General features: G+C 29.4%; 25 protein-coding genes. 19 read left to right on the top strand and 6 right to left on the bottom strand.

Annotated features, from left to right (window positions below):
• Position 1 precedes the first annotated feature (1 nt).
• The 17 genes from wecB to JK634_RS12265 all read left to right on the top strand — a co-directional run bounded on the left by wecB (position 2) and on the right by JK634_RS12265 (position 17723).
• Positions 2 to 1126 (top strand): non-hydrolyzing UDP-N-acetylglucosamine 2-epimerase, encoded by a 1125-nt coding sequence (wecB, locus tag JK634_RS12345; RefSeq protein WP_202767943.1) that lies wholly within the window; start codon positions 2 to 4, stop codon positions 1124 to 1126.
• Positions 1127 to 1537: 411 nt separating this feature from the next.
• Complete coding sequence (locus tag JK634_RS12340) at positions 1538 to 2620, top strand: glycosyltransferase family protein (RefSeq protein ID WP_202767942.1); 1083 nt, start codon at positions 1538 to 1540, stop codon at positions 2618 to 2620.
• Positions 2613 to 3737, top strand: a complete 1125-nt coding sequence (locus JK634_RS12335) for a glycosyltransferase family 1 protein (RefSeq protein ID WP_202767941.1) — start codon at positions 2613 to 2615, stop codon at positions 3735 to 3737. Before JK634_RS12340 ends, JK634_RS12335 begins: the two co-directional genes overlap by 8 nt.
• Positions 3738 to 3741: 4 nt before the next feature.
• On the top strand, positions 3742 to 5166 hold the full coding sequence (wzy, locus tag JK634_RS12330; protein WP_202767940.1) for an O-antigen polysaccharide polymerase Wzy: 1425 nt from the start codon (positions 3742 to 3744) through the stop codon (positions 5164 to 5166).
• A 317-nt stretch (positions 5167 to 5483) separates the two neighbouring features.
• Positions 5484 to 6566: a polysaccharide pyruvyl transferase family protein gene (locus JK634_RS12325; protein ID WP_202767939.1), complete on the top strand. Its 1083-nt coding sequence runs from the start codon at positions 5484 to 5486 to the stop codon at positions 6564 to 6566.
• The gene (locus JK634_RS12320) at positions 6553 to 7797 is read left to right on the top strand and encodes an oligosaccharide flippase family protein (RefSeq protein ID WP_202767938.1); all 1245 of its coding nucleotides are present in this window, start codon (positions 6553 to 6555) and stop codon (positions 7795 to 7797) included. Before JK634_RS12325 ends, JK634_RS12320 begins: the two co-directional genes overlap by 14 nt.
• A gap of 544 nt (positions 7798 to 8341) precedes the next feature.
• Positions 8342 to 8548 carry a pectate lyase family protein gene (locus tag JK634_RS12315; protein ID WP_202767937.1) on the top strand — a complete coding sequence of 69 codons (207 nt, stop codon included), beginning with the start codon at positions 8342 to 8344 and terminating at the stop codon, positions 8546 to 8548.
• Positions 8549 to 8755: 207 nt separating this feature from the next.
• Positions 8756 to 9274 (top strand): acyltransferase, encoded by a 519-nt coding sequence (locus JK634_RS12310; protein ID WP_202767936.1) that lies wholly within the window; start codon positions 8756 to 8758, stop codon positions 9272 to 9274.
• A 554-nt stretch (positions 9275 to 9828) separates the two neighbouring features.
• The gene (locus JK634_RS12305) at positions 9829 to 9975 is read left to right on the top strand and encodes a hypothetical protein (protein WP_202767935.1); all 147 of its coding nucleotides are present in this window, start codon (positions 9829 to 9831) and stop codon (positions 9973 to 9975) included.
• Between the two features lie 165 nt (positions 9976 to 10140).
• On the top strand, positions 10141 to 11865 hold the full coding sequence (locus tag JK634_RS12300; RefSeq protein WP_202767934.1) for a hypothetical protein: 1725 nt from the start codon (positions 10141 to 10143) through the stop codon (positions 11863 to 11865).
• A gap of 141 nt (positions 11866 to 12006) precedes the next feature.
• Positions 12007 to 13665, top strand: a complete 1659-nt coding sequence (locus JK634_RS12295; protein WP_202767933.1) for a sulfate permease — start codon at positions 12007 to 12009, stop codon at positions 13663 to 13665.
• Positions 13666 to 13961: 296 nt separating this feature from the next.
• The gene (locus tag JK634_RS12290; RefSeq protein WP_202767932.1) at positions 13962 to 14240 is read left to right on the top strand and encodes a hypothetical protein; all 279 of its coding nucleotides are present in this window, start codon (positions 13962 to 13964) and stop codon (positions 14238 to 14240) included.
• A gap of 96 nt (positions 14241 to 14336) precedes the next feature.
• Complete coding sequence (locus tag JK634_RS12285; RefSeq protein WP_202767931.1) at positions 14337 to 15269, top strand: LCP family protein; 933 nt, start codon at positions 14337 to 14339, stop codon at positions 15267 to 15269.
• 55 nt (positions 15270 to 15324) lie between these two features.
• Positions 15325 to 15789, top strand: coding sequence for a pyridoxamine 5'-phosphate oxidase family protein (locus tag JK634_RS12280; protein WP_202767930.1), 465 nt, complete (start codon positions 15325 to 15327; stop codon positions 15787 to 15789).
• 40 nt (positions 15790 to 15829) lie between these two features.
• Positions 15830 to 16546 (top strand): gamma-glutamyl-gamma-aminobutyrate hydrolase family protein, encoded by a 717-nt coding sequence (locus JK634_RS12275; protein WP_202767929.1) that lies wholly within the window; start codon positions 15830 to 15832, stop codon positions 16544 to 16546.
• Positions 16547 to 16689: 143 nt separating this feature from the next.
• The gene (locus JK634_RS12270; RefSeq protein ID WP_202767928.1) at positions 16690 to 16872 is read left to right on the top strand and encodes an alpha/beta-type small acid-soluble spore protein; all 183 of its coding nucleotides are present in this window, start codon (positions 16690 to 16692) and stop codon (positions 16870 to 16872) included.
• Positions 16873 to 17126: 254 nt separating this feature from the next.
• The gene (locus JK634_RS12265) at positions 17127 to 17723 is read left to right on the top strand and encodes a signal peptidase I (protein WP_202767927.1); all 597 of its coding nucleotides are present in this window, start codon (positions 17127 to 17129) and stop codon (positions 17721 to 17723) included.
• A 73-nt stretch (positions 17724 to 17796) separates the two neighbouring features.
• Here the strand turns inward: JK634_RS12265 and JK634_RS12260 are convergent, their stop codons facing one another.
• The 6 genes from JK634_RS12260 to JK634_RS12235 form a co-directional block, all read right to left on the bottom strand.
• Entirely contained in the window at positions 17797 to 18912 is a 1116-nt protein-coding gene (locus JK634_RS12260; RefSeq protein ID WP_202767926.1) for a hypothetical protein, read from the bottom strand.
• 20 nt (positions 18913 to 18932) lie between these two features.
• Positions 18933 to 19514, bottom strand: coding sequence for a hypothetical protein (locus JK634_RS12255; RefSeq protein WP_202767925.1), 582 nt, complete (start codon positions 19512 to 19514; stop codon positions 18933 to 18935).
• Positions 19507 to 20235, bottom strand: a complete 729-nt coding sequence (locus JK634_RS12250) for an LPXTG cell wall anchor domain-containing protein (RefSeq protein WP_202767924.1) — start codon at positions 20233 to 20235, stop codon at positions 19507 to 19509. The genes JK634_RS12255 and JK634_RS12250 overlap by 8 nt, the downstream gene beginning before the upstream one ends.
• A gap of 46 nt (positions 20236 to 20281) precedes the next feature.
• Positions 20282 to 20884, bottom strand: a complete 603-nt coding sequence (locus tag JK634_RS12245; protein ID WP_202767923.1) for a hypothetical protein — start codon at positions 20882 to 20884, stop codon at positions 20282 to 20284.
• A gap of 85 nt (positions 20885 to 20969) precedes the next feature.
• A complete protein-coding gene (locus tag JK634_RS12240) occupies positions 20970 to 21617 on the bottom strand; it encodes a hypothetical protein (protein ID WP_202767922.1) in 648 nt (215 codons plus the stop codon).
• 83 nt (positions 21618 to 21700) lie between these two features.
• Entirely contained in the window at positions 21701 to 22255 is a 555-nt protein-coding gene (locus JK634_RS12235) for a signal peptidase I (protein WP_202767921.1), read from the bottom strand.
• 283 nt (positions 22256 to 22538) lie between these two features.
• On the opposite strand from JK634_RS12235, the gene JK634_RS12230 reads away from it, so the two are divergent.
• Together JK634_RS12230 and JK634_RS12225 are read left to right on the top strand one after the other, a co-directional pair.
• On the top strand, positions 22539 to 23675 hold the full coding sequence (locus tag JK634_RS12230; RefSeq protein ID WP_202767920.1) for a metallophosphoesterase family protein: 1137 nt from the start codon (positions 22539 to 22541) through the stop codon (positions 23673 to 23675).
• Positions 23665 to 26433, top strand: a complete 2769-nt coding sequence (locus JK634_RS12225; RefSeq protein WP_202767919.1) for an AAA family ATPase — start codon at positions 23665 to 23667, stop codon at positions 26431 to 26433. The genes JK634_RS12230 and JK634_RS12225 overlap by 11 nt, the downstream gene beginning before the upstream one ends.
• The last annotated feature ends 137 nt before the right edge of the window (positions 26434 to 26570 follow it).

Raw genomic sequence — 26570 nt, 5'->3', positions numbered from 1 at the left:
GATGAAGAGGCTAAAAGTAATGACAGTGGTTGGAACAAGACCAGAGATTATAAGATTATCTGCTGTTATAAATAAGTTGGAAAAATCAGAAGCTATAGAACATATTTTAGTTCATACTGGCCAAAATTATGATTACGAACTAAATGAAGTATTTTTTAATGATTTTGAATTGAAAAAACCAGACTTTTTCCTTAATGCAGCTACTGGAACCGCAGTTGAAACTATAGGAAATATACTTGTAAAGATAGATCCAATAATGGAAGAAGTAAATCCAGATGCATTCCTGGTACTTGGTGATACAAACAGTTGTCTCGCAGCAATAGCAGCTAAGAGAAGACATATTCCAATATTCCATATGGAAGCTGGAAATAGATGTTTTGACCAAAGAGTACCAGAAGAAACTAATAGAAAAATAGTAGACCATACTTCAGATATAAATTTAACTTACAGTGATATAGCAAGAGAATATTTACTTAGAGAAGGCTTTCCATCAGATAGAATAATAAAAACAGGAAGTCCAATGTTTGAAGTAATTAACTCAAGAAAAGAAGACATTGAGAAATCAGATGTATTAGAAAGATTAAAGTTGAAGGAAGGAAAGTACTTCGTAGTATCAGCTCATAGAGAAGAAAATATAAGTTCAGAAATAAACTTCTTAAATTTAGTTGAGAGCTTAAATTCAATAGCAGAAAAATATAATATGCCGGTTATAGTAAGTACACACCCTAGAACAAGAAAAATGATAGATGCAAAGGGCATTGAATTTAATCCATTAATTTCACTTATGAAGCCACTTGGATTTAACGACTATGTAAAACTTCAAACAAAAGCTAAAGTTGTATTAAGTGATAGTGGAACTATAAGTGAAGAGTCTTCTATTTTAGCATTTAAAGCTTTAAATATAAGACAAGCCCATGAAAGACCAGAAGCGATGGAAGAAGCAGCAGTTATGATGGTTGGATTAGAGAAACAAAGGATATTACAGGGGCTAGAGGTTCTTGAAAACCAAGAAGTAGATACTTTAAGAAGAGTAGCTGATTATAGTATGCCTAATGTATCTGACAAGATTCTTAGAATAATATTGTCGTATACTGATTACGTGAATAGAGTGGTTTGGGGGAAATAATAAAAGTTGTACGAAAGAGTTGAAGGAAAGTAATTTAGTATCTCACGGTAAAAAGTCTATTGATAGAATAGCAGATACTATGCAATGGAGGATGCTATTCTTGTGATGGTGCAAGTGGTTGAAGTGATGAATCTTCTTTAAAATGAAGAGTTAGTTATTATTTATCAGAAGTAAACTGATAATTGGTGCCATTAATGGTGAAATAAAATGCATCGTTGAAGGTTAAGGATGTGGATTTATTTTAGCTTCTGAGAATTCAGAACATCAGATAAGGAATATTAGGAATTTTTCGTAGCCAGATGACGAAGAAAATAGGTTTAGACTTCATCATTAAATCCATTTTATATGAGATTTGTATATAAAACTAATGAAAGAGTGGCTATAGAAGAATAGATAGGAGAGATATCCCAAATGAAAGCATTAATAGTATTGGCAGATAATGTGTATTTGACCCCTTATATAAACTTCTATATTTCTATTTTAGATAAGTTGAATGTTGATTACAAGATTATTTACTGGGATAAAAATGGTAATGAGGATATTTGTGAATCACGATATATACGATTTTATTACGAATCCCTGAGTAAAATAAGTAAAGTCTTGGGATATATTAAGTATAGAAAATTTGTAATCAGTGAAGTTAAAAAGGAGAACTATACCATTCTTATTCCATTACATTCAATAGTTTCATTTATTCTATTAGACTTGCTTATCTTTAATTTTAAGAATAGGTATATATATGATGTTCGTGATTATAGCTATGAAAGATTTTTTCTATATAGGATAGCACAAAAAATACTTGTGAGTAATTCTATAATGAATATAATATCCTCAAAAGGGTATGAAGAATTTTTGCCCCGAGGTGAGTACTATGTAACACATAATATACCGCACAATGATTATAAAAATTATAGGCAATATCAAAATAGTAGCTATCAAACTATTTACATAAGTTACATTGGACTGGTTCGTTTTATGGAACAAAATGAGAAAGTTCTTCAATTTTTTAAAAATGATAAGAGATTTCATTTGAATTTTATTGGGACTAATGCTACTCAGTTGAAGGCATTTTGCGAAAAGAATCAAATAAACAATGTAACTTTAATAGATACATTCGATTTTCATGAAACATTAAATTATTACAAAAATACAGACTTAATAATGAATTTATATGGGAATAATACTCCACTCTTGGACTATGCTCTTTCTAATAAATTGTATTATTCTGCGTGTTTGTATAAACCAATTTTGGTTTGTGAAGGAACTTATATGGAGAAGGTTTCAGAAAAATATGGGATTGGTTTTACCTTGAGAATGAACGCTATGGAAGAAAAAGATGTACTCTATCAGTATAGTGTTGAGATGGATCGAAAAAAGCTGATTCACAATTGTGATATGTTTATGGCGGATGTATATAAAGATGAATCTGAACTTGAGATAGAATTAACGAAAAAACTACAAGATATAAAGGGGAAGGTAGAAATCCATGATTAAAGTATTACATCTTTTTACAACTTTAGATGGCGGTGGAGTAGAAAGCTTTTTATATAATTATTACTCTCATATGGACTTAGCAAAAATCAAGTTTGATGCAATAGTACCCGGCAGCGAAATTGGGTATATGGAGTCGAATTTCATTGGCTTAAATAGTGAAGTTTTTCATGTGAAAAGATTTAGAGAAAATCCTATCAAACATCTCAAAGATGTTGCAACAATAATTAAAAATGGAAATTATGATATTGTGCACTGCCACGGATACAAGTCTACGATTGGTCTATTATTTGCTAGAATATTTGGGTGCAAAGTTAGGATTATCCATAGCCATATGGCATTTGTTAATGAGAGTTTGGGTGAGAGAGCATATAGAATGTTTCTTACATATATATCTAAATTATTTGCAACAAATAAATTTGCCTGCGGAGTTGATGCTGCAAAATGGCTATTTGGTGATAAAGATTACAAAACTGGTAATGTTATGGTTATTGATAATGCAATTGATTTATCAAAATATGCTTATAACGAATCTGTGAGATCTAAGTTGCGATCAGAGATGAATTTGGAAGAAAATTTTGTATTAGGGAATGTTGCAAGACTCACATATCAAAAGAATCAGAGTTTTCTGTTGCATATAATGAAGGAGTTAGTAGTATTAAATCCGAATTCAAAACTATTACTGATTGGCGAAGGAGAAGATAGAAACAATTTAGAAAAGGAATGCAGAGAATTAGGAATTGAAAATCACGTCAAGTTTTTAGGGGTAAGAAAGGATGTTCCTGAGCTATTGTCAGCAATCGACTTTTTTGTACTACCTTCAAGATATGAGGGATTACCTGTTGTTTTAGTGGAAATTCAGGCTGCAGGTTTGCAGGCATGCATATCAGATAAAATCACAAGAGAAATCAATGTTACTGGAGATATCAGTTATTTGTCACTTGATATAACTCCTAAAAAGTGGGCTGAAAATATTTTTAACTTATATACTAAAAACCATATGATTGATAGGTTTAAGTTAGGGAAATCAATGGAGAATGGAAAATATGATATCATGTATCAAGCAGAGAAATTGTATAAACTGTATTTAGAATTGATTAAACAATTGAAAAAGGTGTAGTCTTATGGTGGTTATTAAAAAAAATAAGTCAAAAATATACGATATATTTTTATGGATGATGAATGGATCTTTTATTGCATTTTTTCTAATCTGGTTAAGTATAAATTGGAACAACCAGCAAGTCCTTTATGATTATAATGTAAGATTATTTCCATGGGTTTGCGGGTTAATTTGTATTCAAATGGTTAGTTTTAGGTTGAAAAAGGTTCCATTTTATGATTTTGGACTCTGGTTTGTAGTGATTTCATATCTTTTTATGTTTGGTTATTTGTTTCGAGAAGTTTTTGCATTAGAGTCGGTTTTGTTATGGAATCCAATAATGTACTTTGAAAATAGTGAATTATTTCATTCATATATTTTTGTAATACTGTGTTTGGAATTCTTTTCAATTGGATATCTAATGTTCTATAATAGTACTAATGCATTAAAAAAAGACAATCTGAAGAAAATAGCACCAGACAAGAGGTTGTACATAAGTGGTATTATTATCTTCTTAATTGGTGCAATTGCGAAGGTAATAAATGATGTACATATTATTTCTGTCACACAGTCAGTAAATTCATATTCTGCTTATTCAGGAGCTGTAAGTTCAGGAGTATGGGATGATTTAGCGTATTTAATGCTACCAGGAATTTTCTTTATATTTTTTAGTGGATGCATTAAAGAACGATCAAAAAAGAGAATATTTGTTATTGTCTTAATATATTTAGTTTGTATAATGATATTAACTGGAAGTAGAAAAATTCAAATTTTTTCCATATTATCAATTTTTCTTGGATACGAATTTTCTCTAGAAAAGAGACATCTATCAATTAAAAGAAATATTATCTACGGAGTTATAGCAATTATTTTATTAAATGTAATAATAACAATACGTAATTATAGATTTGATTTACGTTCAATAGGACCTGAATTAGTCAAAAATTTATTTTCATTTAATTTATTTGAAAATATAGGAGGAGAAACATTTGCGGAGACCGGAATTACTTTGCTTTCAGTTGCTTCAATTGTAAAATTGGTTCCCAATATAATGCCATATCAGTATGGTTTATCATATTTAAGAACATTACCATCCTTTTTACCAATTGGGTGGCTTGTGGGGGATTTTTTTAATCTTGCATCATCGACATATGTTATAAATCCATATATTGGAGCACCTGTTGGCTCAAGTTTTATTGGTGAATTGTATTGGAATTGGGGATATTTTGGAGGCGTACTTGCAGCATTATTATGTGGAGTTCTCATTTGCAAGTTTGTAAATATAAATAGTAATTTCAATACTAGAAAGAGCTGTGCTATGTATTTTTCAATATTTTCACAGTTAATTATATTGGTACGTAGTGAGTTTTTTGATGTATATCGAGCGATAATAATGTTAATTATAGTAGTTTTTATTTTTGAACGGTTTAAGTTTACTAAAGAAGTGTGATAACTTTATAATGATTATTAGTTAAATAGCAAGAAGGACATTATATTTGAGCCGTATGAGATTTATTTAAAATTTAGAGAATTTGCAAATTTTTAAGTTTTTTGTTATTTGTGAAGCTCAAGAGATTGGTAATAATGAGTATACGCAAAGGTTTACTTTTTATATTTGGTATAAAGTGTATTTTGGTATGGTTTGAAAATATTCCTTTTCATTTTGTGGGATATTAAATTTATATAAAGATTTTGAAAAATACAGTATTAGTGCTAAAAGTTAGGTAATAACTTGTGGTAATACCATTACTGTAGGGAGGATGAAAAATGATAGGTAATTTCATTTTGCATGGCGCAACAAATTGTGATTCGAGTAATTATGGTGATTATATATATGGAGAAATAGTTTATGAGTATCTAAAAGAAAAAGGGATTAACGTTAACTTTTATCAACCATCTTTTTTCTTTGAAAGTAATCTTAAAGATTATTTAAAAAATAGGTCTATTAATAGGCGAGAGGCGGATTTGATTATTTATATACCTGGAGGATACTTTGGCGAGGGACATAAGGCTCGTTTTCGAGATAATTTAGTTCAATTTCTTCGATTTATGCCTTTAGGAATATGGGCATCATATAAAAAAGTTCCAATGGTGGTATTGGGGATTGGAGCTGGCCCAAATCATAGTTCATTTATGAACTTTGGAATAAGAAGAATATGCAATCATTCACAATTTGTTACAGTCAGAGATAAAGAATCATATGAAGCATTAAAAAAACTATGTCCCAAAGCAAATATTATCGAAAGTGGAGATTTGATCATAACAAGAGCCTTGAAAGAATCTAATCAGAGTTCACAGATGAAAAGAATAGAACAAACTAAGAACAATAGAAGAGTACTCTTGGTTCATTATAATCATTCAAGAGAGGCTCTCCTAAAATTTGCAAGGGGTGTTAAAATGTTCATAGTGAGACATCCAGAATATAAGGTAGTTGTAACTTCAGATTCAATTTTGGAATATGAAGAAGAATATTTTAAGGAGTTTGAAAGTGAATCTGGAGTAAAATGTGAACATTTTATATATGAAAATCCGTCTGAAATGACAGCATTTTTAAAAACTATAGATGTCGTGCTTACTTGCAAACTTCATGTTGGTGTTGTTGCATGTTCTTTTGGAAAATCAGTTGTGGCAGTTGCTTGTCATCCGGAAAAAACAGTAAGATTTTATTCTCAAATTGGAGAAAGTGGTCGCTGTACTTCCTTGTTTAATGCAGCACCGGAAGAAATATACGAACTTTTAGAAAAGTACCATGAAAAAGAAATTCAGATTGATGACCAAGTAATTAGAAAATCCAGTCTCACATGGGAGTTGTTAGGACAAGTTTTAGGAGAAAAGTATGATGCGCAGTAACAAGATGGTGTTTTTTAGAAATACTATAGCTCTATATTTAATGAGTATAGTAAAATTGGTATTTCCATTACTTACTTTACCATATTTGACTAGAACACTTTCAACAGATATGTATGGAATTGTCACGTATGTTAGGGCACTTATAGTCTATGTTCAACTGGTTATTGATTTTGGATTTTTACTCTCTGCAACAAAGGAAATTGTTTTTGTTGCGGCGGATAAGGAAAAAGTTGGACGTATAACAGGTGATACATTAGCAGAGAAAGGAATATTGGCTATTTATGCTACATTATTTTTTATAATAATATCAATGTTCATTCCTATACTAAATCAGAATAAGTTATTTAGCTCACTTTATTTATTATCGGCATTAGTGACTATTTTTCTATTTGATTTCATGTTTCGTGGATTAGAAAAAATGCATTTAATTGCAATTCCTTACATTGTTGCAAAGTCAATAACTACCTTTTTGACATTTGTGATGATTCACGGAGACGGCGATTTGTTATTGATTCCAACACTAGAAATTGTGGGAAATATTGTTGCTGTCATTATATCATTTTATTTTGTAAGAAAGCTAGAAATTAAGATTTCATTTTCTTCATTTCGCGAATGGCTAAAAGATTTGAGGGAGTCTTTTGTCTATTTTATATCTAACTTTGCAACTACGGTATTTGGAGCACTAACTACAGTAGTTGCTGGATTTTATTTATCCATGAGCAATATTGCTTTTTGGGGAATTTGCATGCAAATTCTATCTGCTGCTAAGGCCCTGTATAATCCTATTACAAATAGTTTATATCCACATATGTTAAGAGAAAAAGATATAAATATTATAAAGAAAATTAATATAATAATGATAATTCCAATGCTAATAGGGAGTGCAATAGTCTTTTTTGCATCTGAGACAGTAATGCAAGTTATAGGTGGAGACAAATACATATCTGCAGGGAATGTATTAAGAATTTTGCTTCCTGCGTTTATATTTAGTTTTTATTCCATGCTTTATGGATGGCCAGTTTTAGGGGCAATTGGTAAGGTAAAAGAAACGACAACAACAACGATTATAGCATCTGTTGTTCAGGTATGTGGCTTGGGAATATTGATTTTATCCAGTAATCTTAACTTATATGGATTAGCAATTAGTTGTAGTTTGTCTGAAATAACCCTTTTCGTTATTAGGTATTTCGTTTATTGCCGAAATAAGAAGTTTTTTAAGTCGGATTCTTGAGGCTAATAATGCGCAAGAAATCCTTATGGTGATGGACTTGTAAGTAAGAGAAGATCTAATAAATTAGGATGCGAAGAAATCATTTAGGAAACTGGAGTTACAAAATAAAGAATTAGGCCCAAAGGTTATTTAATTCACAAGTTTATAATGCTGCGTTGGGCTGACATTGTCTTAGTATAAAAAGAAGGGTTTTGCAAAATCAATCTAGAATGTAAATATTATTTATTAATCACTAATGTCATAGTTTAATAAAGATAGAAATAGACATAGTGAATACTTTCAAAATCTTAAGCTTTGGTTTAATAAGAGTCTCTAAACAATGAAAATTAAAGATAAGTAATATATTAATCCTAGTAAAGCAACACGTTGCTTTACTAGGATATTTTAATTGTATTTTCGAAGTTATTAAAGCAGCTAAATATTTGATGCCTACTTATGGTTATGAATTAAAATAATTGTTAGAAATAAGATTAAATATTTTTAGCAAATTACCATCTTAATAGGAGGATATTCTAAATACAACAAACCATATGTTACTTCTGAAATGTTCGGTGCTAAAGGTTATGGAATTACTGATGATACGGTTGCAATTCAAGTTGCATTAGACTACGCTGCTGAAGCTCATCGTGTATCTCATGCTGAATTTCTTAACGGCAGATATAAATTTAGTGGTTCAGGATCAATTTTTATTTCCAAATTTGTTTCATTAGTAGGAGATAAAGCGGAAATTAAGCGTTCAAAAACCATGTAAAAAACCCAATCACATCAGACAAAATATCTAACAACAACTTATCCAAGTCAGATTTTCACAAAATTATGTGGAAAAATATTGCATGTAGACTTATAATATACTTTAAAGAAAATTGTGAAACAGACAAGCCATTAATAATTATTTAGATGTAAATAGGATGGGACGAACAGATCTTTAAAGTTGGTAATTAAAAATAGGAGGTACAATATGTTTAAAAAGATAGAATTAGGGATTAAGTGGTTAAGAAGCAAGTTTTATTCATTAAAATATCAAGTTAGAAGTAAATGTCAATTTGAGAATGTTAGGTTATGGCATAGCCCTAAAGGGACTATCAGGATAGGAAATCAAGTAAATATTTTACGTAGAACTGAATTAAGAGCTTTAAAGGAACAGCCAATTATTATTGGAAACAATACATTTATTAACTTTGATTGCATAATTAGGCCAAATGTGACAATTGGAAGTAATGTAAGTGTTGGACCTGGTGTACATTTTATTTCAGACAATCATAAAATGGGGCCAAGTGAACGTAGAGCTGGAGATGCATCTTTTGATGCAATACAAGTAGAGGATGGATGTTGGATTGGTGCTAATGTTACTATTATCAGTAACGTTAAGATCGGAAAAGGTTCTGTTATAGCGGCTGGCGCTGTTGTGACTAGAGATTGTGAGCCAAATTCACTATATGCAGGAGTGCCTGCGAAATTAGTTAAAAAACTAAATTAATTATTGCTCAATAGGCAATTATTGTAGATTTTATGATTAGAAAGAATAATATTGGACGCATTTTATAAATTATGTAGCAAAATAATAGAGGAGAGCATATCTCCTCTATTATTCTATTTAATTTAAGATATAACGGTAAGTCCCCATATATATGGGTATAATCCATTAGGGTATCTTTTTGTTAAGAGCTCATAGTTTTCAACAAATAAAATTCTACCATAATCAAACTTTTCATGTTGTCTACTAACTTGATGTAGAACGGAACATCTGTATTTGTAGCAATTATCTTCATTTATTGCTATATCACTAGATTCTTTTGTATAAGTATTATACCAATTAATGTATTTTTTGCCACTTGTTTCTCCATCCGGGGAAGCGAGTGATACACATATATATGTCAGAGCTAACGTAGAATGTATTGATAAATAATATAGGTTATAATCTAAAGCTTTTTCAATTTGTTGACGTAATTATTCCTATATTAAGATATATTTTCAAAGTAAATTATTTTAAAGGAGTCGTTAAAATCCTTTTTCAATGGTAGGTGATTAATCATGTCAGTGGATGAATTGATTGAATATTTAAAAATATTAAGCAAAAACAGCAAAGGAAGTTATATAATTCTAGATGATGGCTATTTAAATGAAATAATTAAAGAAGATATGCGAGTTGATGAAAAAAACAAAGAAGTCATTCTATAAAGAAAGAAGTTATGTATGCAACATAAGCAGAAGTTTCACTATTTGTATTCTAATTAAATCTATTAAAAATAACTGATAATATCTAAAGTAAAAATATTGACAACAGATAGATAAGCATATATACTTCTTATATGGTATATAATAACTTATAAAGGAGTAAATAAAATGTTTTTGTTGTTTTATTTTTTAGTTCCAATACTATTTTTAAATCCTAACTTTAAGAGGGCAACAAAGGGAAATAATATTTTTAGATACATAGTTGGATTTATATTTTCTTTTGTAATCTTTTATGTGGCAAACAGAGATAAAAGTATAAGTTTAATAATCTCGATAGTAGGATTTGTAGGCATATTTCAGATAATTATGGCTTTAATTGAAGCCGGATTAAGTTACACAAATAGAAGCCTACAGGGAAAGTTTCCTAAAAAAATAGTCTTAGCTTCAGTAGTTTTAGTAGTTGTAGCTGGTATTTATAATACGGCACCTTTCTCTATAGCAAATGCAAAGGGGCTTTATGCTATGGTAGGAGCAACTGAGAGTACTACAAAATCTCCAAAGGCTAATACTGAAAATATTATAATAGTACCACCAGAAACAGCTTACTATCAAATGCAAAACTTAATTGGGTCTCTGCCAAATCCAAGTTTTTATAAAGTAGGTCAATTGAATTTAACGAAAACTCCTAATGGAGCATATTATGTAGCGCCAGTTGAATTTGATGGAACAATAAAAGCTTTATTAAATAGAGAATTACCAGGTGTTATTTATGTTTCAGCGGAAAGACTAGAAGAACCAAAGCTTATAGAAGTAAGTTTTAATCATAGTGAATCACTATTATTTAATAATAACATCTATAGAAAAATGAGAAGTGCAAAGCAGGATTCTGTTTTACTAAATACAAATGTTGAACTTGATGACAACCTAAATCCTTATTATGTGGGTTCATATGGGCACTATAAGTTTGGGAGAACTGGAGATATAGTCGATGGAGTCATAACATATGACTTAAAGACTGGTGAGACAAAAACTTATAGTAAGGAAGAGGCCCCTAAGTGGATAGATCAGATATACACCTATAATGTAGCGGAACAATATAATCAGTATTTCGGATTATATAAGAAAGGATTTATTAATTCTAAAATTGGACAAAAAGAGGTTCATATTCCAACTGCTTGGAGTTCGGGAGTAGACCTAAAAGGCATGGAGATTGAGTCGAATCAAGTTATACCTGTAGTGGGAAGTAACGGAGAAATGTATTTCTTTACTGATCATACAAATACCTCAGATAATTCAACCACTATGACTGGATATACACTAATGGATTCAAGAACAGGGGAGATGATTTATTATAAGACTCCAGGTTTGTTAAATGGACAAGGTGCTATGAATGCAGTAGAAAAACTTTTAGGTGCAGATAAAGCTAATTGGACTACATCACAACCGATATTATACAATATCTATGGAGTAGATACTTGGATAATACCAGTAATAAACAAAACAGATGGATCTTTTGTAAAGCTTGGTCTTGTGGCTGCTGAAAGTAAATATGCTATTTTAGCAGATAATAAAGCAGATTTGCTAGATTCATTTAAAAAGGCAATTGTAGAAGGAAAGATAAGTGAATCATCAGATGCTAAAATTGATAATAATGCATCTACTATTAAAGAGCAAGAAGCTACAGGAAAGATATGGAGAATAAATCAAACAACAGAAGAAGGAAAGGCCATCTTTTACATTAAATTAGAGAATAATGATAAAGTATTCATGATTAATAAGAATGTAAGTGCAGATGTAGTTTTGGCAAGGGATGGAGATAATGTTACTTTAAAATATGCTGATATGGAAAATCAAACAATATTATCAGTAACCTCCTTTAAATTAAATAAATAGTATAATGCAGGAGCTAAGGGCTCCTGTATTTTTTGTGGAACTAATAGAATTTTCTTAAAATTCAATAAAAGGAAGTTATTATTATAAGCTATGGTATAATATTAACGTTTTGAATTATTAAATATTAGGAGATGAGTTTTAGTGTTAGTTCCAAAATCCATTACGTGTTTTAAAAATTATAATAAGGAACAGTTCTTCAAAGATTTTATATCAGGAATCATAGTAGCAATTATTGCTATACCCTTGTCTATTGCCCTAGCAATTGCATCAGGAGTATCGCCAGAAAAAGGACTTTATACAGCCATAATTGGAGGCTTCATAGTAGCTTTATTTGGAGGAAGCAGAGTTCAGATAGCAGGGCCAACTGGGGCTTTTGTTGTTATAGTGTATGGGATTATAGAAAAGTATGGAATTCAGGGGTTAATAATATCTACAATTATGGCAGGTGTTTTTCTTATAATCATGGGATTGCTTAAGCTTGGAAGTTTATTAAAATATATACCTTCAGCTATAACCACTGGATTTACAAGTGGTATTGCCATCGTAATATTATCCACCCAAGTAAAGGACTTTTTGGGTTTAACTATAAAAAATGTACCTTCAGACTTTGCTGGTAAGTGGATATCGTATATATCAAATATAAAAACCTTAAATGTGAATAGTCTTATAATTTCAGTTATAACCCTATTAATTATTATTTTTTGGCCAAAAGTAAATAAGCGTATTCCAGGGACTTTTGTAGCTATTATAGTAGCAGTAATAATTAATATGGTTTTAAAGCTTAATGTAACCACAATAGGAAGTGAATTTGGTAATCTTTCTTCTTCATTTCCAAAACCAATATTCCCAATGGTTAGTTTAAGTACTATTGAGGATCTTATGATGCCAGCGCTTACAATTGCTATTCTGGGTTCTGTTGAATCCTTGTTATCAGCTGTTGTTGCTGATGGAATGATTGGCGGTAAACATCGTTCAAATATGGAATTAATAGCTCAAGGCTTAGCTAATATATTTTCAGGAATTTTTGGAGGAATACCAGTTACAGGGGCTATTGCAAGAACTGCAGCAAATATAAAAAATGGTGGAAGAACTCCAATGGCAGGGATAATCCACTCCTTAGGTGTCCTATTTATAATGATGATATTTATGCCATATGTGAAGCTTGTTCCAATGGCTTCATTAGCAGCAGTATTAGTTATGGTTTCATATAACATGGGGGAATGGGAGGCATTTAAAAAGATATTTAAAGCACCTAAAAGTGATGCGATTGTATTCTTAGTGACCTTTTTCTTAACCATGTTTTTAGATTTAGTGGTAGCAATCGGAGTAGGTGTAGTACTTTCGTCATTCTTATTTATGAGAAAGATGGCAGAAATCTCAGAGGTTAAATATTTATTAGATGATTCAGAAGATGAGGATGTAATAGAATTAGTTGATAATGTAAATACTCCAGAGGATATTTCGATTTTTGAAATAACTGGACCATTTTTCTTTGGAGCAGCAAACAAGTTTGTTAATGCAATAAGGGAGATGGGAAATCCATCAAAAATATTAATTATAAAAATGAGCAAGGTTCCGTTTATGGATTCTACGGCATACCATTCCTTTGAAATGTTATATGATATTTGTAAAAAGCATCATACAAAATTAATCATTTTAGATGCTCAAAATCAACCTATGGAAATGCTTAAAAAGTATGGATATGTAGATATAATTGGAGAAGAGAATTTTTGCAGTTCAATTACTGAAGCCATCGAACAAGCAAACTGGTTAGAAGATGGCAGAGAACAGAGTGCATAGTTAAAGGATAAGAACTTAAAAAACTAAGAAGTAATTTAACGCAGTTATAAGCACAGAATACATTAATTTAAGTCGAATAATTAAAAAATACAATGAAATTTGTAAAAAGGTTATATGATAAATTGACGTATTTTGGAAAATGGTATATGATAATGAGTGAAAACATTTATAAAATGATATGAAATAGAATTAAATGAATAAAAAAATTTTTTTTTAACAAACTATTAAATTTATTTTAAGTTTTACGAAAATTATTATATACATATAAATGAAAGAATTGGAGTGCGTGTTGAAATATGGATTTGTTAAATAAAATTGAAGACCTAGAAGACATAATTCTTATGAGATGCATTATAAAAAAAGATTGCGGAGATTACTTTAAAGCAGAAGATTATAATGGTAAGAAATACATAATTGCAAAAAATAGAACATCAAAAAACTTTAAAAGGGGCACTGACGATACTTTCTATGCGTATAGAGAAAACGTTGGAATGCTTTTTAAAAAGGAAATATACTTTCCAGTAAGTTCGGATGAGTATTTAAAATTAAAAGATATTTTTGAGAAAAAGCAATAGAGAAAAATCTATTGCTTTTTGCTTTGGATATTTCTATAAACATCAAAAAAGGTTATAATATATTGAAATTATAAATTAAAGAAATAGGGTGGGACAATGAAAGGCAAGAAAAAGAAAATATTAATTGTTGTAGTAGTACTAATTGTTGCTATAGTTGGCACAGTATTTTTTACTGCTAACCGATTTTTGAGTAAGGTTAAAAAAACTAGTATTTCTAAAGATAATGAGTCTTTAGGTGTAACAGAAATAAAGGGTAGTGAGGTGACAAACATTTTACTTCTTGGAGTTGATGGTAGTAACAAAATGACTGATAGTATAATGGTGTTATCTATTGATAAAAAGAATAATGAAGTTAAGGTAACTTCTCTACTAAGAGATATGTATATTAATAAGCCGAATGGAGAGAAGCAACAATTAAATCATGCTTACATAAATGCAGGGATAGAATTTGCCATAAAAACTGTAAATGTAAACTTTGGTCTTGATATTAAAGACTATATTATGGTTAATATGGATGGATTAATACATATTGTTGATTCCTTAGGGGGCGTAGAAATTAATATAAAAAAAGAAGAAATACCATATGCAAATGGAGGCATTAAAAGTTTAAAGTTATTATATAATATTCAGGGTGATTATGAATTAAGAAATCCAGGAGTTCAAAATTTAAATGGAATTCAAGCAGTTTCTTATTCTAGAATAAGAAAACTTGATAGTGATTTTGAAAGAACTGAAAGACAAAGAACCGTATTGAATGAAATTTTTAAGAAAATTAAGAGTCAAGGTACATTGAAGTTACCTTCTATCGCCTCTTCATTACTACCATATGTTGAAACGAGCTTAGATAATAGATCAATTATATCCATTGCTAGTACAATTGTTTCATTTAATAATAAAGAAATTAAGCAGTACAGAATTCCTGTAGATGGTACACATAAACTATTAATTTTAAATGGATTGTATCTTGAAGATGTTGATATAGAAGCTAATAAGAAATATTTACATGACTTTATTTATGAAACAAAGTAAAATAGAGTTCAGAGATTAAAGTTCAGATTTAAAAGAATAAAAGAGGGGTGTTAGTATGTTTAGAGAAATGAGAAAAAAAGAAAGAGAAATATTGAAAGATGATATAGTTAAAATTTTAGATCACGAAAACTATGGTATATTCTCTGTTACTGGTGAAAATGGGTATGCTTATGGAGTTCCAGTTAATTATGTGTACCTGAACGAAGCTATTTATTTTCATTGTGCAAATGTTGGGTTTAAAATAGATTCTTTAAGAAAGAATCCTAAGACTTCATTTACAGTTGTAGGAAGTGTTCAAGCTGTTCCAGAAAAATTTACCACAAAGTATGAAAGTGTAATTGCTTTTGGAGAAGCTAAAGAAATATCAGGAACTGAAAAAATTGAAGTTCTCAAGGAATTTATCAATAAATATTCAAGTGATTTTAATGAAGAAGGAATGAAATATATAGAAAGAGCCCATGAAGTTACTAATATAGTAAAAATTGAAATTCACTATATCACTGGTAAGGCTAGAAGATAATAAAATAATATAGTAATCTGGAATAGTGGAAGGTGAAAACATGAGAAAAAAGAAAATAGGAATAGTTCCTAATTTAACGATTATTTGTGATGGACGCGTTGTGGGTGACGAGAAAATACAAGTTAATGCTGATTATGCCAATGCTATTGCAAAGGTTGGTGCAATACCAATAATATTACCAGTTATAAATGATGAAGACTATATAGAAGAAATAATTTCTTCCCTTGATGGAGTTGTACTTTCTGGCGGTGGTGATATAAATCCTTTATATTATGGAGAAGAACCAAAGCCTTTGCAAGGAAGCATTAGTGCTGATAGGGATGAATTTGATTTAAGAGTTATTAAAAGCGCATTAAATTTTAATAAAGGAATTTTAGGAATATGCAGGGGAATTCAAGCTATAAATGTATTTTTTGGAGGATCACTTCATCAGGACATAAGTTATGGATATAAGGATTACCTAAAACATTCTCAAGTAGGAGATAATGATATTGCTACCCATACTGTTGATTTTATAGATGGTGGAAACTTAGTGAAGTTATTTGGGAAATCTATAAGCACTAATAGTTTTCATCATCAATCCATAAATAGACTGGGAAAAGATTTAATTGCAACTGGGTTTTCAAAGGATGGAGTTATTGAAGCCATAGAGATGCAAGGAAATAATAAGGTGTTTGGAGTTCAATGGCATCCAGAGAAAATGAGAAATAATGATGACATGACTAGAATGTTTAAATATTTTATAGATTTAGTTTAAAATATTATGAAGTAACTACCACTTTAGGAAAAAATAATAAAGAATAAGTAGTTTTATAATGGTTAATATAATAGTGTAAGCTTAAAGAAATTAATTTTTCTTAGGAGCTTACAAAAATCCATAAGCCAAAGGAGGAAACCGCCATGTCAAGAAAATTAGTTCCCGATGCAAAAAATGGTCTAAGTAAATTTAAGACAGAAATAGCTAGAGAACTTGGTGTTCCATTTAGTGATTATAATGGAGACCTAACAGCTAGACAATGTGGTTCAGTTGGAGGCGAAATGGTAAAAAGAATGGTAGCCGAATACGAGAGCCACTTGAAGTAGAGAGAGCTAAGGGTTAGCCTCTACGGAACATTATTTACTGGTAATCATGACTTTGAAATTTTAGGAGGGATTACTATGGGAGAAGTTCCACCAGAAAGTTCAAGTTTATAAGCTACCGAGATCTTTTCAAGAGAGAGTTAATAATCTTTCTTGGAAAGATCTTTTTAGGTTATAAACCTAGATTTCCATTCATATATTTTCATGTGAGACATAAATAATAAAGTGTAAATCTTGAAAATGTAAGGAGTGGAAAAATGAAAAAGTTTTTAAAGATAGTAGAAAATGTAGTGCTATGTATATTGATTATTTTATCGATAATTTCTGTTGGTTCTTTTATAAGTTCAAAGATATCAAAGGATACTGTGCCAGGAATAGGAAATGTTAAATTTTTATCTGTATTAAGTGATAGTATGACTCCTACATTTAAAGCTTATGATCTTATAATAGATATAGAAACTCCTACAGATAAATTAAAATCAGGAGACGTAATTACTTTTAAAAAGAGTAATACTTTAGTTACTCATAGAATAGTGGATGTACAGAATAATAATTCAGAAGTTTTTTATAAAACAAAAGGTGATGCAAATAATGTTGAGGATGAAAAGCTGGTTAATTCAAAGGATGTAGTAGGTAAGTATAAGTTTAAATTACCTTATATGGGTCTTATAATTACAATATTTAAAGGGCCGATTGCACTTGCAGTGATTTGGATATTGATTCTCTATGTAATCATTAAGGAAACTACAGCATTTATTAAAGAGAAAAATAAGAAACTTGATGGTGATAAATATCTAGAAGCGTCAGAAAGTGAAGTCATAAATGACACAACGAATGATATAGATATTAATTAGATTGAAATATGTAGAAAAGAGCCCTTATCTTGATTTAAAAGATAAGGGCTTTTAATTAAAATACTTTCTAGTATTAGTTGAAAATTTCAGATGGCATATTTAAATCTTCATCAACATTAATCTCCGTATTTTTAGAGGTTATTTCCTTAGTACTATCTTTAGGATTTAAATAATTAACAATATACTTTTGAGGTGATACCTGATATTCCTTATAAGTAAATATTGCCGTACACTCGGTTCTGTCTAATCTACATCTATAATCTTCATTTGGTACCATTCCATTTAACACTAATTTCTTCATTTCTCCTGTCCAAGGAGTAGTTAAATCTTTTCCAGTTTTTTTAGCATAAACTCTTTTGCCAATAAGAAGATTATTAAGATAGTTTAAGGAGGAAGGATTTGATTTTTCATCAGGCAATACACTATAACCTTCACTTCCTATATCAAATATGATTAAATCTGCTTCTGTAGCAGGAACATAGTTTTGATTAGTGCCAGTTCCAGTTTTAACATATTGACCATTTACGTAATCAAAGGTAATTATTCTATTTGTATTATTAGCGAGATTAAGTTCATTTGCATCTCTTTTTAGAATATATTCATTCATTTTATCATCTTTATTTTTCTTTTCAATACTTTGAAAGATATCTTGTTGTTCAATTTGTAATCCACAACTATTTACATTAATCTTACCTAAATTTAAACCTTCCTTTATTGGTGTACCAATAACCACAATATTGTGCATTAACGAGCCATGCTCATTAACACTACTAGAATCTTTTATTATTTCACCAGCCCAGCTTTTAAAGCTAGAAGTAGAAATGTCATTTTTTACGTTAATAAAATCACTATTATTAGATAAGATATTTTGAAATTTATTATAATCACTTCCCACTGGTTCTTGGGAGGTTTTGTTTAGTAAATCATTAATAATAAAAGTTGATGCATTATCAAGCCACTGCCTATAATTAGGACTTTCATAGTCTTTATTACTGGTGAAGAAGTTTTTGTATATTGGACCTACTGAAGCATATAGTTTTACAATTGGTTTTGGAAACGTCCCAGTAGATATACTATTATTAGAATTTGTAGCTTTGTCAGATAAAAAAGCATAGGTTCCTATATTGCAGCTTGTCACTAGAAGAACCAAGCATAAGAAAAGATAAGATAATTTTTTTCTTAAATTCATAATCGCTTCACCTCCTAATTTTAATAAGACCACTGAGGATCATTGGGTTGAGTTGAGTGAATATTGATATTGAATTTAAGACTTTTTCCTTCAGCTTTATAAGGAACATTACTTTGAAGAGTAAAGCTTAATTTAACTTCAATGCCACTATCTGCTTTTAAAAGAATTGGGTCATCATTTTGATCTTTTAAAGTGAGTATTTTATCGGAACTTTCAATATAGCCTTTTAAAGTACCATCATATAATAGATTAGAGCCAGACTCAATTCTAAAGTTTATATATGGAATTAATGCATCTTTTTCTGATTCTGTAAAGTTATCTAAACTAAATGCAACTTTAGATGTTAGGCTTCCTATATTCTTTATATTATAGTTTTTAGATTGAGTTGCACCTGGAAGTAATCCACTAATATTAACTATAGGACATGTGATATGTGATTGTGTTTTAGAATTTACGAAATCAGATTGTATTGTTCCAATGGATACATTAATACTGTTTTCAACTTTTTCGTTATAAACAAAATAAGAATAGGTGACTCCAACTCCAGAAAATGTTAATGTTAAACAAAGTAGAATAATCTTTATAAGTTTTTTGTTATTCAATGCTATTACCTCCTTTGTTTAGAGAGGCTTTTTTTTGTCTGTAATCAAAAATGATTAATCCTATACCAATAAGAGCCATAGCTAAAGCAGTTAAAAGGGCAAAGTTAGCTGCTGCCCCGGTTTTAGGAAGTGTAGTAATGGCAGTAGTCACAGTCCCGCCATCCTTTAATGAAAATTGAATACTTAGATTAAATAGCTGTTGTAGATTTTGAAATATATTTCCTGTAGTTTCATTTAAATAAACTGTAATAGAAATATCTTCTGAACTGCCGCCAGAAGTTACTATAGGCTTATCTAACAAAACACTATTATTTTTGAGGTCTTCAAATGTACCGTCGAAGAGAACTAAATCTTTATCTTTTAACTGAACTTTTAAATTCTTTAAAAATTCATTATATATACTTTCATCTGGATTTATAACTTTCCTTAACAGAAAGTTGTTAACTGATTCTATTTTAACTGAGATTTTACTTATTTCTAGGTCAGTTGTATTATCATTTTTTATTACAAAGTCCTTAGTAAGTTTTCTTCCTGGATACCAAAATCCATCACTTTCATCAAACATTCCTGAATTATTATCGCTAACCTTAGGAACAATAGTTACCTTGTCTTGAACACCTTGAAGTGCTGATGCCTTTATAGAGCCAACTACAAGAGAAACCATCATTGCTCCAACGAATAAGGCAAGGATAAATTTTTTAATTTGTTTTCTAATCTTCATTTTTTATACTCCTTGCTTAAAGGATTTTAATAATTAGAACCCTATATTAATTACTATAGGTTGGGTTATTCCATTGAGTGGCTGTAATATCTAGTAGTTTAAAAGCATCATTATTTAAGGTAAGGTTATCACCAGTGGAATTGGTAATATTTGTCGGAACTTCTAATCTCACATTAAATGTTAATGAAGCATTTTGTTTTACATTCTCAACATACCAAGTGTTATCATCTTTTGAGTCTTTGGATATTTTTATGGTTGAATTACCATTAATAAGTTCTATACTTAAGGTGAAGGGCGATTCACTTAATAAGGTTCCCTTTGTTATCTTAAGCTTAGATTCGAGAGAACCAGTGTATTTTATAGTAATCTCCTTATTGAAAGCATCACCAGGTCTTAAGTTATTAATATTAAGATCAGAAGTAAGAGGTTTTCCTTCTACAAGATCATTCCTTAAAGATTTTGCATTTTCAATTACAATAGGATCATATTCCCAAGGAGAATTAGAGGTTTGAAGCTTTACATCGCCGAGGGTGAATGTAATAGGATCTGTTTTAGTGGTAGCAGTTAGATATGCATAAACCCCCACAGTGCCTGAAGTTAGTAGAAGAATTGAAAGGACAATTAAAATTATTAGCTTTGAATTCTTCATATATATCCTCCTAAATATAAAGAATTACAGTGCGATAAATAATTTTAAAGCACTGTAATATTTATGAAGTTAATATAGCAAGTGATTAGTGACCAGATTCACTCCAACCTGGGTTGTTCCATTGAGTTGCATCTGCATGTAAATTAAAGGATAATACTTTATTCATAGCACCATTTGTCATACTGTTGTCAACTAGAGTAGTAACAGTAATTCCAACTTCTTGACCAGAACCAGCATCTAATAATACATAGCCAGGAGCTAAGACTAAGTTAATCTCATTTCCTCTGGTACCATCTGCATTAACTGCATAAGCTTTAAAGTTAAATAATTTTGAATCTAATAATAAAAGATCTTTATCGTCAGCTCTACCAACTTTTATGTCATCAAGGCTTAATTTAACCTTAGCATCTAGTTTGCCTTCATTCTTTAATGTGAAAGTTTTAGTTAAAACATCTCCAGGGGCTACTCTTGAAACATTGTCTCCACTTGGAAGTATTTCATCATTTTTATTAAGAAGATTAGAAAAGTTATTTCTACTAAAGTGGTCTATGTCAACTCCACTAGCTAAAAGACTCCACTCAGTTTGAGCAGTAAAATTAACTTTTACATCTCCTAATGTAATTTTTTGAGTAGTTGAATCTGCTGTAGTAGTAAAGTATGCAAAGGTTGATGCTGTACCTGCAACTAATAAAGATGCAGATAATAATAATGCTCCAATTGATTTTTTATTCATAATTTTTCCCCCTAAAATTTTAATTTTATAATTTAATATCAAATTTATATGAAAAGCGCGCCTTTTTCATAACTTAGTAAATATTACTCGGGTTTTAATTCGCTAGGTTCAGCCTTTTTTTGTTCTTTATATATTCTATATATTTCTGTTCCAGTAACTAAGAAAAACAAAAGCCATATACCTATAACTGAAGGTAATCCTTTTATATTTAATAATAGATATCCAAGTAGTGGTATTCTAAAAAAATATTTACCTACTATCATATCTGAAGAAATTGAAATATCATCTTTTGCATTGTTACTATCGCCTTTGGTTGTAAATACAAGATTTCCTTTATTGTCTTTATTAATTTCAGTTATTCTATGTGATGTTAGAAAGCTTTTATCATAGATATAAGTTACGATATCTCCTACTTTAAGATTGTTAGCATCAACTTTTTTATCAATTATCAGGTCTCCAGGATTAAATACTGGCTTCATACTTCCAGAGAGTACAGACAGCCATTCATAAGATCCAATGGATGTAAGATTACCTGGCTTTCCTTTTGATTGTATGTTGCTATAAGCTGCAACTATTACTAAAACAAAAAGTAAAGCAATTATTATGTTTGATAAATACTTGAATATCTTCTTTTTCATCTTATGCCCTCCTTAAATTTATTCACAAATTTTAAAAAATAGTGTTAATTACTAGTTAAATATTAAATTTATAAGTAAATATATATAAACTTATTTAACTAAGTTACAATTTTATATATATTTACTTAATTGGATACATATTACAATTTATTTTAAAATTATAAAATAAATTAATTATTAAATTAAGGGGCTATAAGGAGACTCTTTTTTTCGCTGTAAACTTATGATAAAATAAGAACAATAGTTCGATTGAGAGTAATTTTAAACCGGAAAAGGTGATTATATGAATAGGATAAAAATTATACATGCAGCAGATTTCCACTTTGATTCTCCCTTCAAAGAATTATCTAGTTCTTATGGTGAGAAAAGAAATGAAGATATAAAGAAGAGTTTTAAAAAAATCATAGATTTAGCCAATGAAGAATGTGTACAAATTCTTCTTCTATGTGGAGATATATTTGACAATTCTTCAATAAAGAAGTCAACCTTAGAATTTTTAAAAAGTGAGATAGAAACATTAAAAGACACGAAGGTATTTATAGCAGCAGGAAATCATGATCCATTAAGTGAAAAAAGTTTCTATAAGGTTTTTAATTGGCCTAAAAATGTATTTATTTTTTCAAATGAACTAGAATATGTAGTTCTAGAAGAGATTAAGACTGTTGTCTATGGGTATTCTTTTAGCTCAAATTATGAGAATACATCACTGTTAAAGAATTTTAATATTCCCTCAATATATAAGGAATATATTAATATAATGGCACTGCATGGTGAAGTTACCACCTCTACAGGAAATGAATATAACCCTATTACTATTCAGGAAATAGGAAAGAGTAATTTAAATTACTTAGCCTTAGGACATAGGCATGGTTTTTCAGGTATAAGAAAGGAAGACGATACATTCTATGCTTATTCAGGCTGCCCAGAAGGAAGAGGCTTTGATGAAACTGGAGAAAAGGGAATAGTCGTTGGTGAAGTATATAAAGATGGTGTCAATCTTAAGTTTTTACCATTATGTGAAAGAACATATAATTCAATAGAAGTAGATATTAGCAATTGCACTAATCAAGAACAAGTAATTAATTCAATACTATTGTCGCTAAAAGATGAAGATACTAATAGAAATTTTTACAAAGTAATTTTATCAGGTTATATTAATGGTGAAATGCCTATAAAAGTTAAAACCTTAGAGTATAGGCTAAAAGATAAATTTTATTATATTAAAATAAAGGATGAAACAAGGGTTAATTTAGATATTGATATTATAAAGAAGGAAAATTCTTTGAGAGGAATTTATTATAGAAAAGTAGCTGAAAGGTTATTAGATGCGACTGAAGAAGAAAAAACTTATCTTGAGGAAGCTCTTAAGATAGGTTTAGAGGCGTTAATGGAAGAGGAAGTGAAGGGTAATGATTATTAAAGACCTAAAAATCAAGAGATTTGGAAACTTAAAAAACATAGAATTAACCTTTAAAGAAGGAATTAATATAGTCTATGGCGGAAATGAAGCAGGAAAGAGCACTCTTCAAAGTTTCATAAAAGTTTGGCTTTATGGTATTTCAGCAAAAAGAAACAAGTCTTTAAGGGATAATTTAAGGACTAGATATGCAATATATAATTCTGAAAGATCTCAAGGAGAACTTTTAGTTAATGTTAAAAGTGAAGACTTGAGAATAATAAGATCCTTTGGGAATACAAAGAAAGAAGATAATTCTAATATTATAGATGAAATATCAGGAAGTAAGGTAAATGAAATAAGCTTAGATGAACCGGGAAAAGATCTTTTAAATATAAGCCTTAGTTCTTTTGAGAATACGCTTTTTATTAAAGGGTTAGGAACATATGTAAGTTCTTCTAAGGATGATGAGGTTATGCATAGATTAACAAATAGTTTCGAAAGTGGAGAAGAAGGAGTATCTTATTTCAAGGCAATTGCTAAACTAGAGCTATTGCGAAAATCAATAATAACAACAAGGGGAAATGGAGAATTAGATAAGTTTAAAGAAAGTAAAGATAAGTTAATTGAAGAAAGAGAAGATTTTCTTATTACCTCAAATAAAAATATAGAAGATGAAAGTAGATTAATAGATATAAAAAAGGAAAAAGAAGAAACAGAATTAAAATTAAAAAAATTAGATTTCTATAAAAAACATATTAAAAAAATGAAATTACAGAAGGAATATAAAGATATTCTAGAATATTTAAGAAAAAGTCAGGAATTGAAAAAACTAGCAGAAGGAATTGAAGTTGAACTCAAATCAGAAGAAGGCTTACTAGATAGAGAAAAAGTTGAGGTTATAAAAGAAGATGTAGCAGTATTATTAAGTTTTAATGAGGTTATTGAAAGTAAATTAGAAGAAGAACAAGAGATAGAGAAGGAAAGAAGAAGCATAGAAGAAATACTAGAGGGCAATAAAAGTATAATAGAATTAGGAGATGACTTAGAGGAAAAAACATTAAAGTTATATAAGGAAATAGAAGTTAATAAAAGTAAAATCCTAGTTTATGAAGAGAATATAAAAGAGATTGATGGGTTAAAAAACCGCTTGAATGAAATTAAGCTTTCATTAGGTAAAGGGGTTAATATTGAAGGTTATGAAGATGACATAGATAGTACCATTAAAGAATATGAAGAATTGCTTTTTATGTTAAAAGATAAAATTGACTTAGGGTATAAAGAGGATTTAACTAAGGAAATTAAGAAAAAAAAGAATAGTAATTTTATTATTACTATTTCGATTATATTGGGTATTTTATCTTCAATTGCATTAGCACTTGTTAAACCAAGCTTCTCTATAATACCCCTATTTTTTGTTGGATTTCTCTTAAATATAAGATTTAAATTATCTAAAGATATTGAGAAATTAACAGATGATAAGTATAGCAAAGAAAGATTAAAAGAGATAGAAGAGAAAATTATAGATAAAGAAAATAAGTTAAATGAATATGTAAATATGCTTAAGTTTTCATCACTAGAGGAATTAGGTGTGTCTTTAAGTAAATATAAAAGACATAAAGAAGAAATAAGAGTACTAAGTGCGTTAATAAAAGAGAGAGAAGAAAAAAGTTATAATGGAGAAATAAGTGAAATCAAAAGTAGATATTTAGAAGATACTAAGATGCTAAATACTATTTTTGGTTATGCTAGGTGTGATAGCTTAGAAGCGTTACTATTAAAGATTAAAGATTTAAAGGAAGTTCTATCTAGACAAAAAATTGTGAATGAAAGATGGAACAATTATAGTGAAAATCTAAAATCTCTTAATAATGAAAAAGAGAGAAAAGAAAAAAAATTATACGACAAGTTACAATTGATAGGGTTTCAAGACATTCCACTAAATAATTTGAATTTAGAATTAGATAAGATATTAGATAAATTACAAGAAAAAGAGCAGGTACAAGCTTCGCTTAAATCAGTAGAAGAAACTTATAAGGTTCTTCTTAAGGATAGAGATTTAGAAAATATAAATAAAGAGCTTGAGTATATTATTAATGATAATTTAGATTATTCCTATGAAACAGAAGAAGAGGTTGATTTTGAAATTAAACAAACAAACTTAAAACTTATAAATATTGAGAAAGAACTTAAAGATGTAGAAAATTCAATATATAATAGGTTTTTAGGTAAAAGAAGTTTAATTTCCATAGAGGGAGATTTGCAAGAAGTACTAGATAATATTAGTGAACTTTCATTAAGATTGAAAGGAGTAGAACTAGCTATTGAATTATTAGAGGAATCATTTAAAGAACTTCAAAAAAATATGGGACCGGTATTAAATGAGAAAGTATCATATTATTTTTCAAAGCTAACATCAGGTAAATACAAAGAAGTAAAAGTATCACAGAATTATGAGCTTGTAGTTGTTGAGGGTAGAGGTGATATCTTAAGTGGGGAATTATTAAGTAATGGTGCTTGGGATCAAGTATATCTCTCATTAAGGTTAGCGCTTGTTGATATGCTTTTTAAAGAGCAAAAGGTACCTTTAATTTTTGATGATGCTTTTGTTCAATATGATGATAATAGGCTTAGGAATGTACTAGAGGTATTAAGTGAAGTTAGTTATAAAAGACAGATAATTTTGTTTAGCTGCCAAAAGAGAGAAGTAGATATATTAAAAAATATGGCTTCTAAAATAGAGTCTTTAAATACCGAAATGCAAGTGATAGAACTTATATAGAGTTTTTTATAGGAAACTTAATTTATTCTTGTTTGAAAATGTCAGTTTATGGACATTTTCAGGCATTAATAAATTATTAGTTGAACTTAAAACTCTATAATATAGAGTTTTTTAGGAGAATCTTAAATATAAATATG

Origin of the sequence: Clostridium paridis (assembly GCF_016765615.1) — a bacterium.
Taxonomy (GTDB): domain Bacteria; phylum Bacillota; class Clostridia; order Clostridiales; family Clostridiaceae; genus Clostridium_T; species Clostridium_T paridis.
This window is presented reverse-complemented; position numbering and strand designations above follow the sequence as displayed.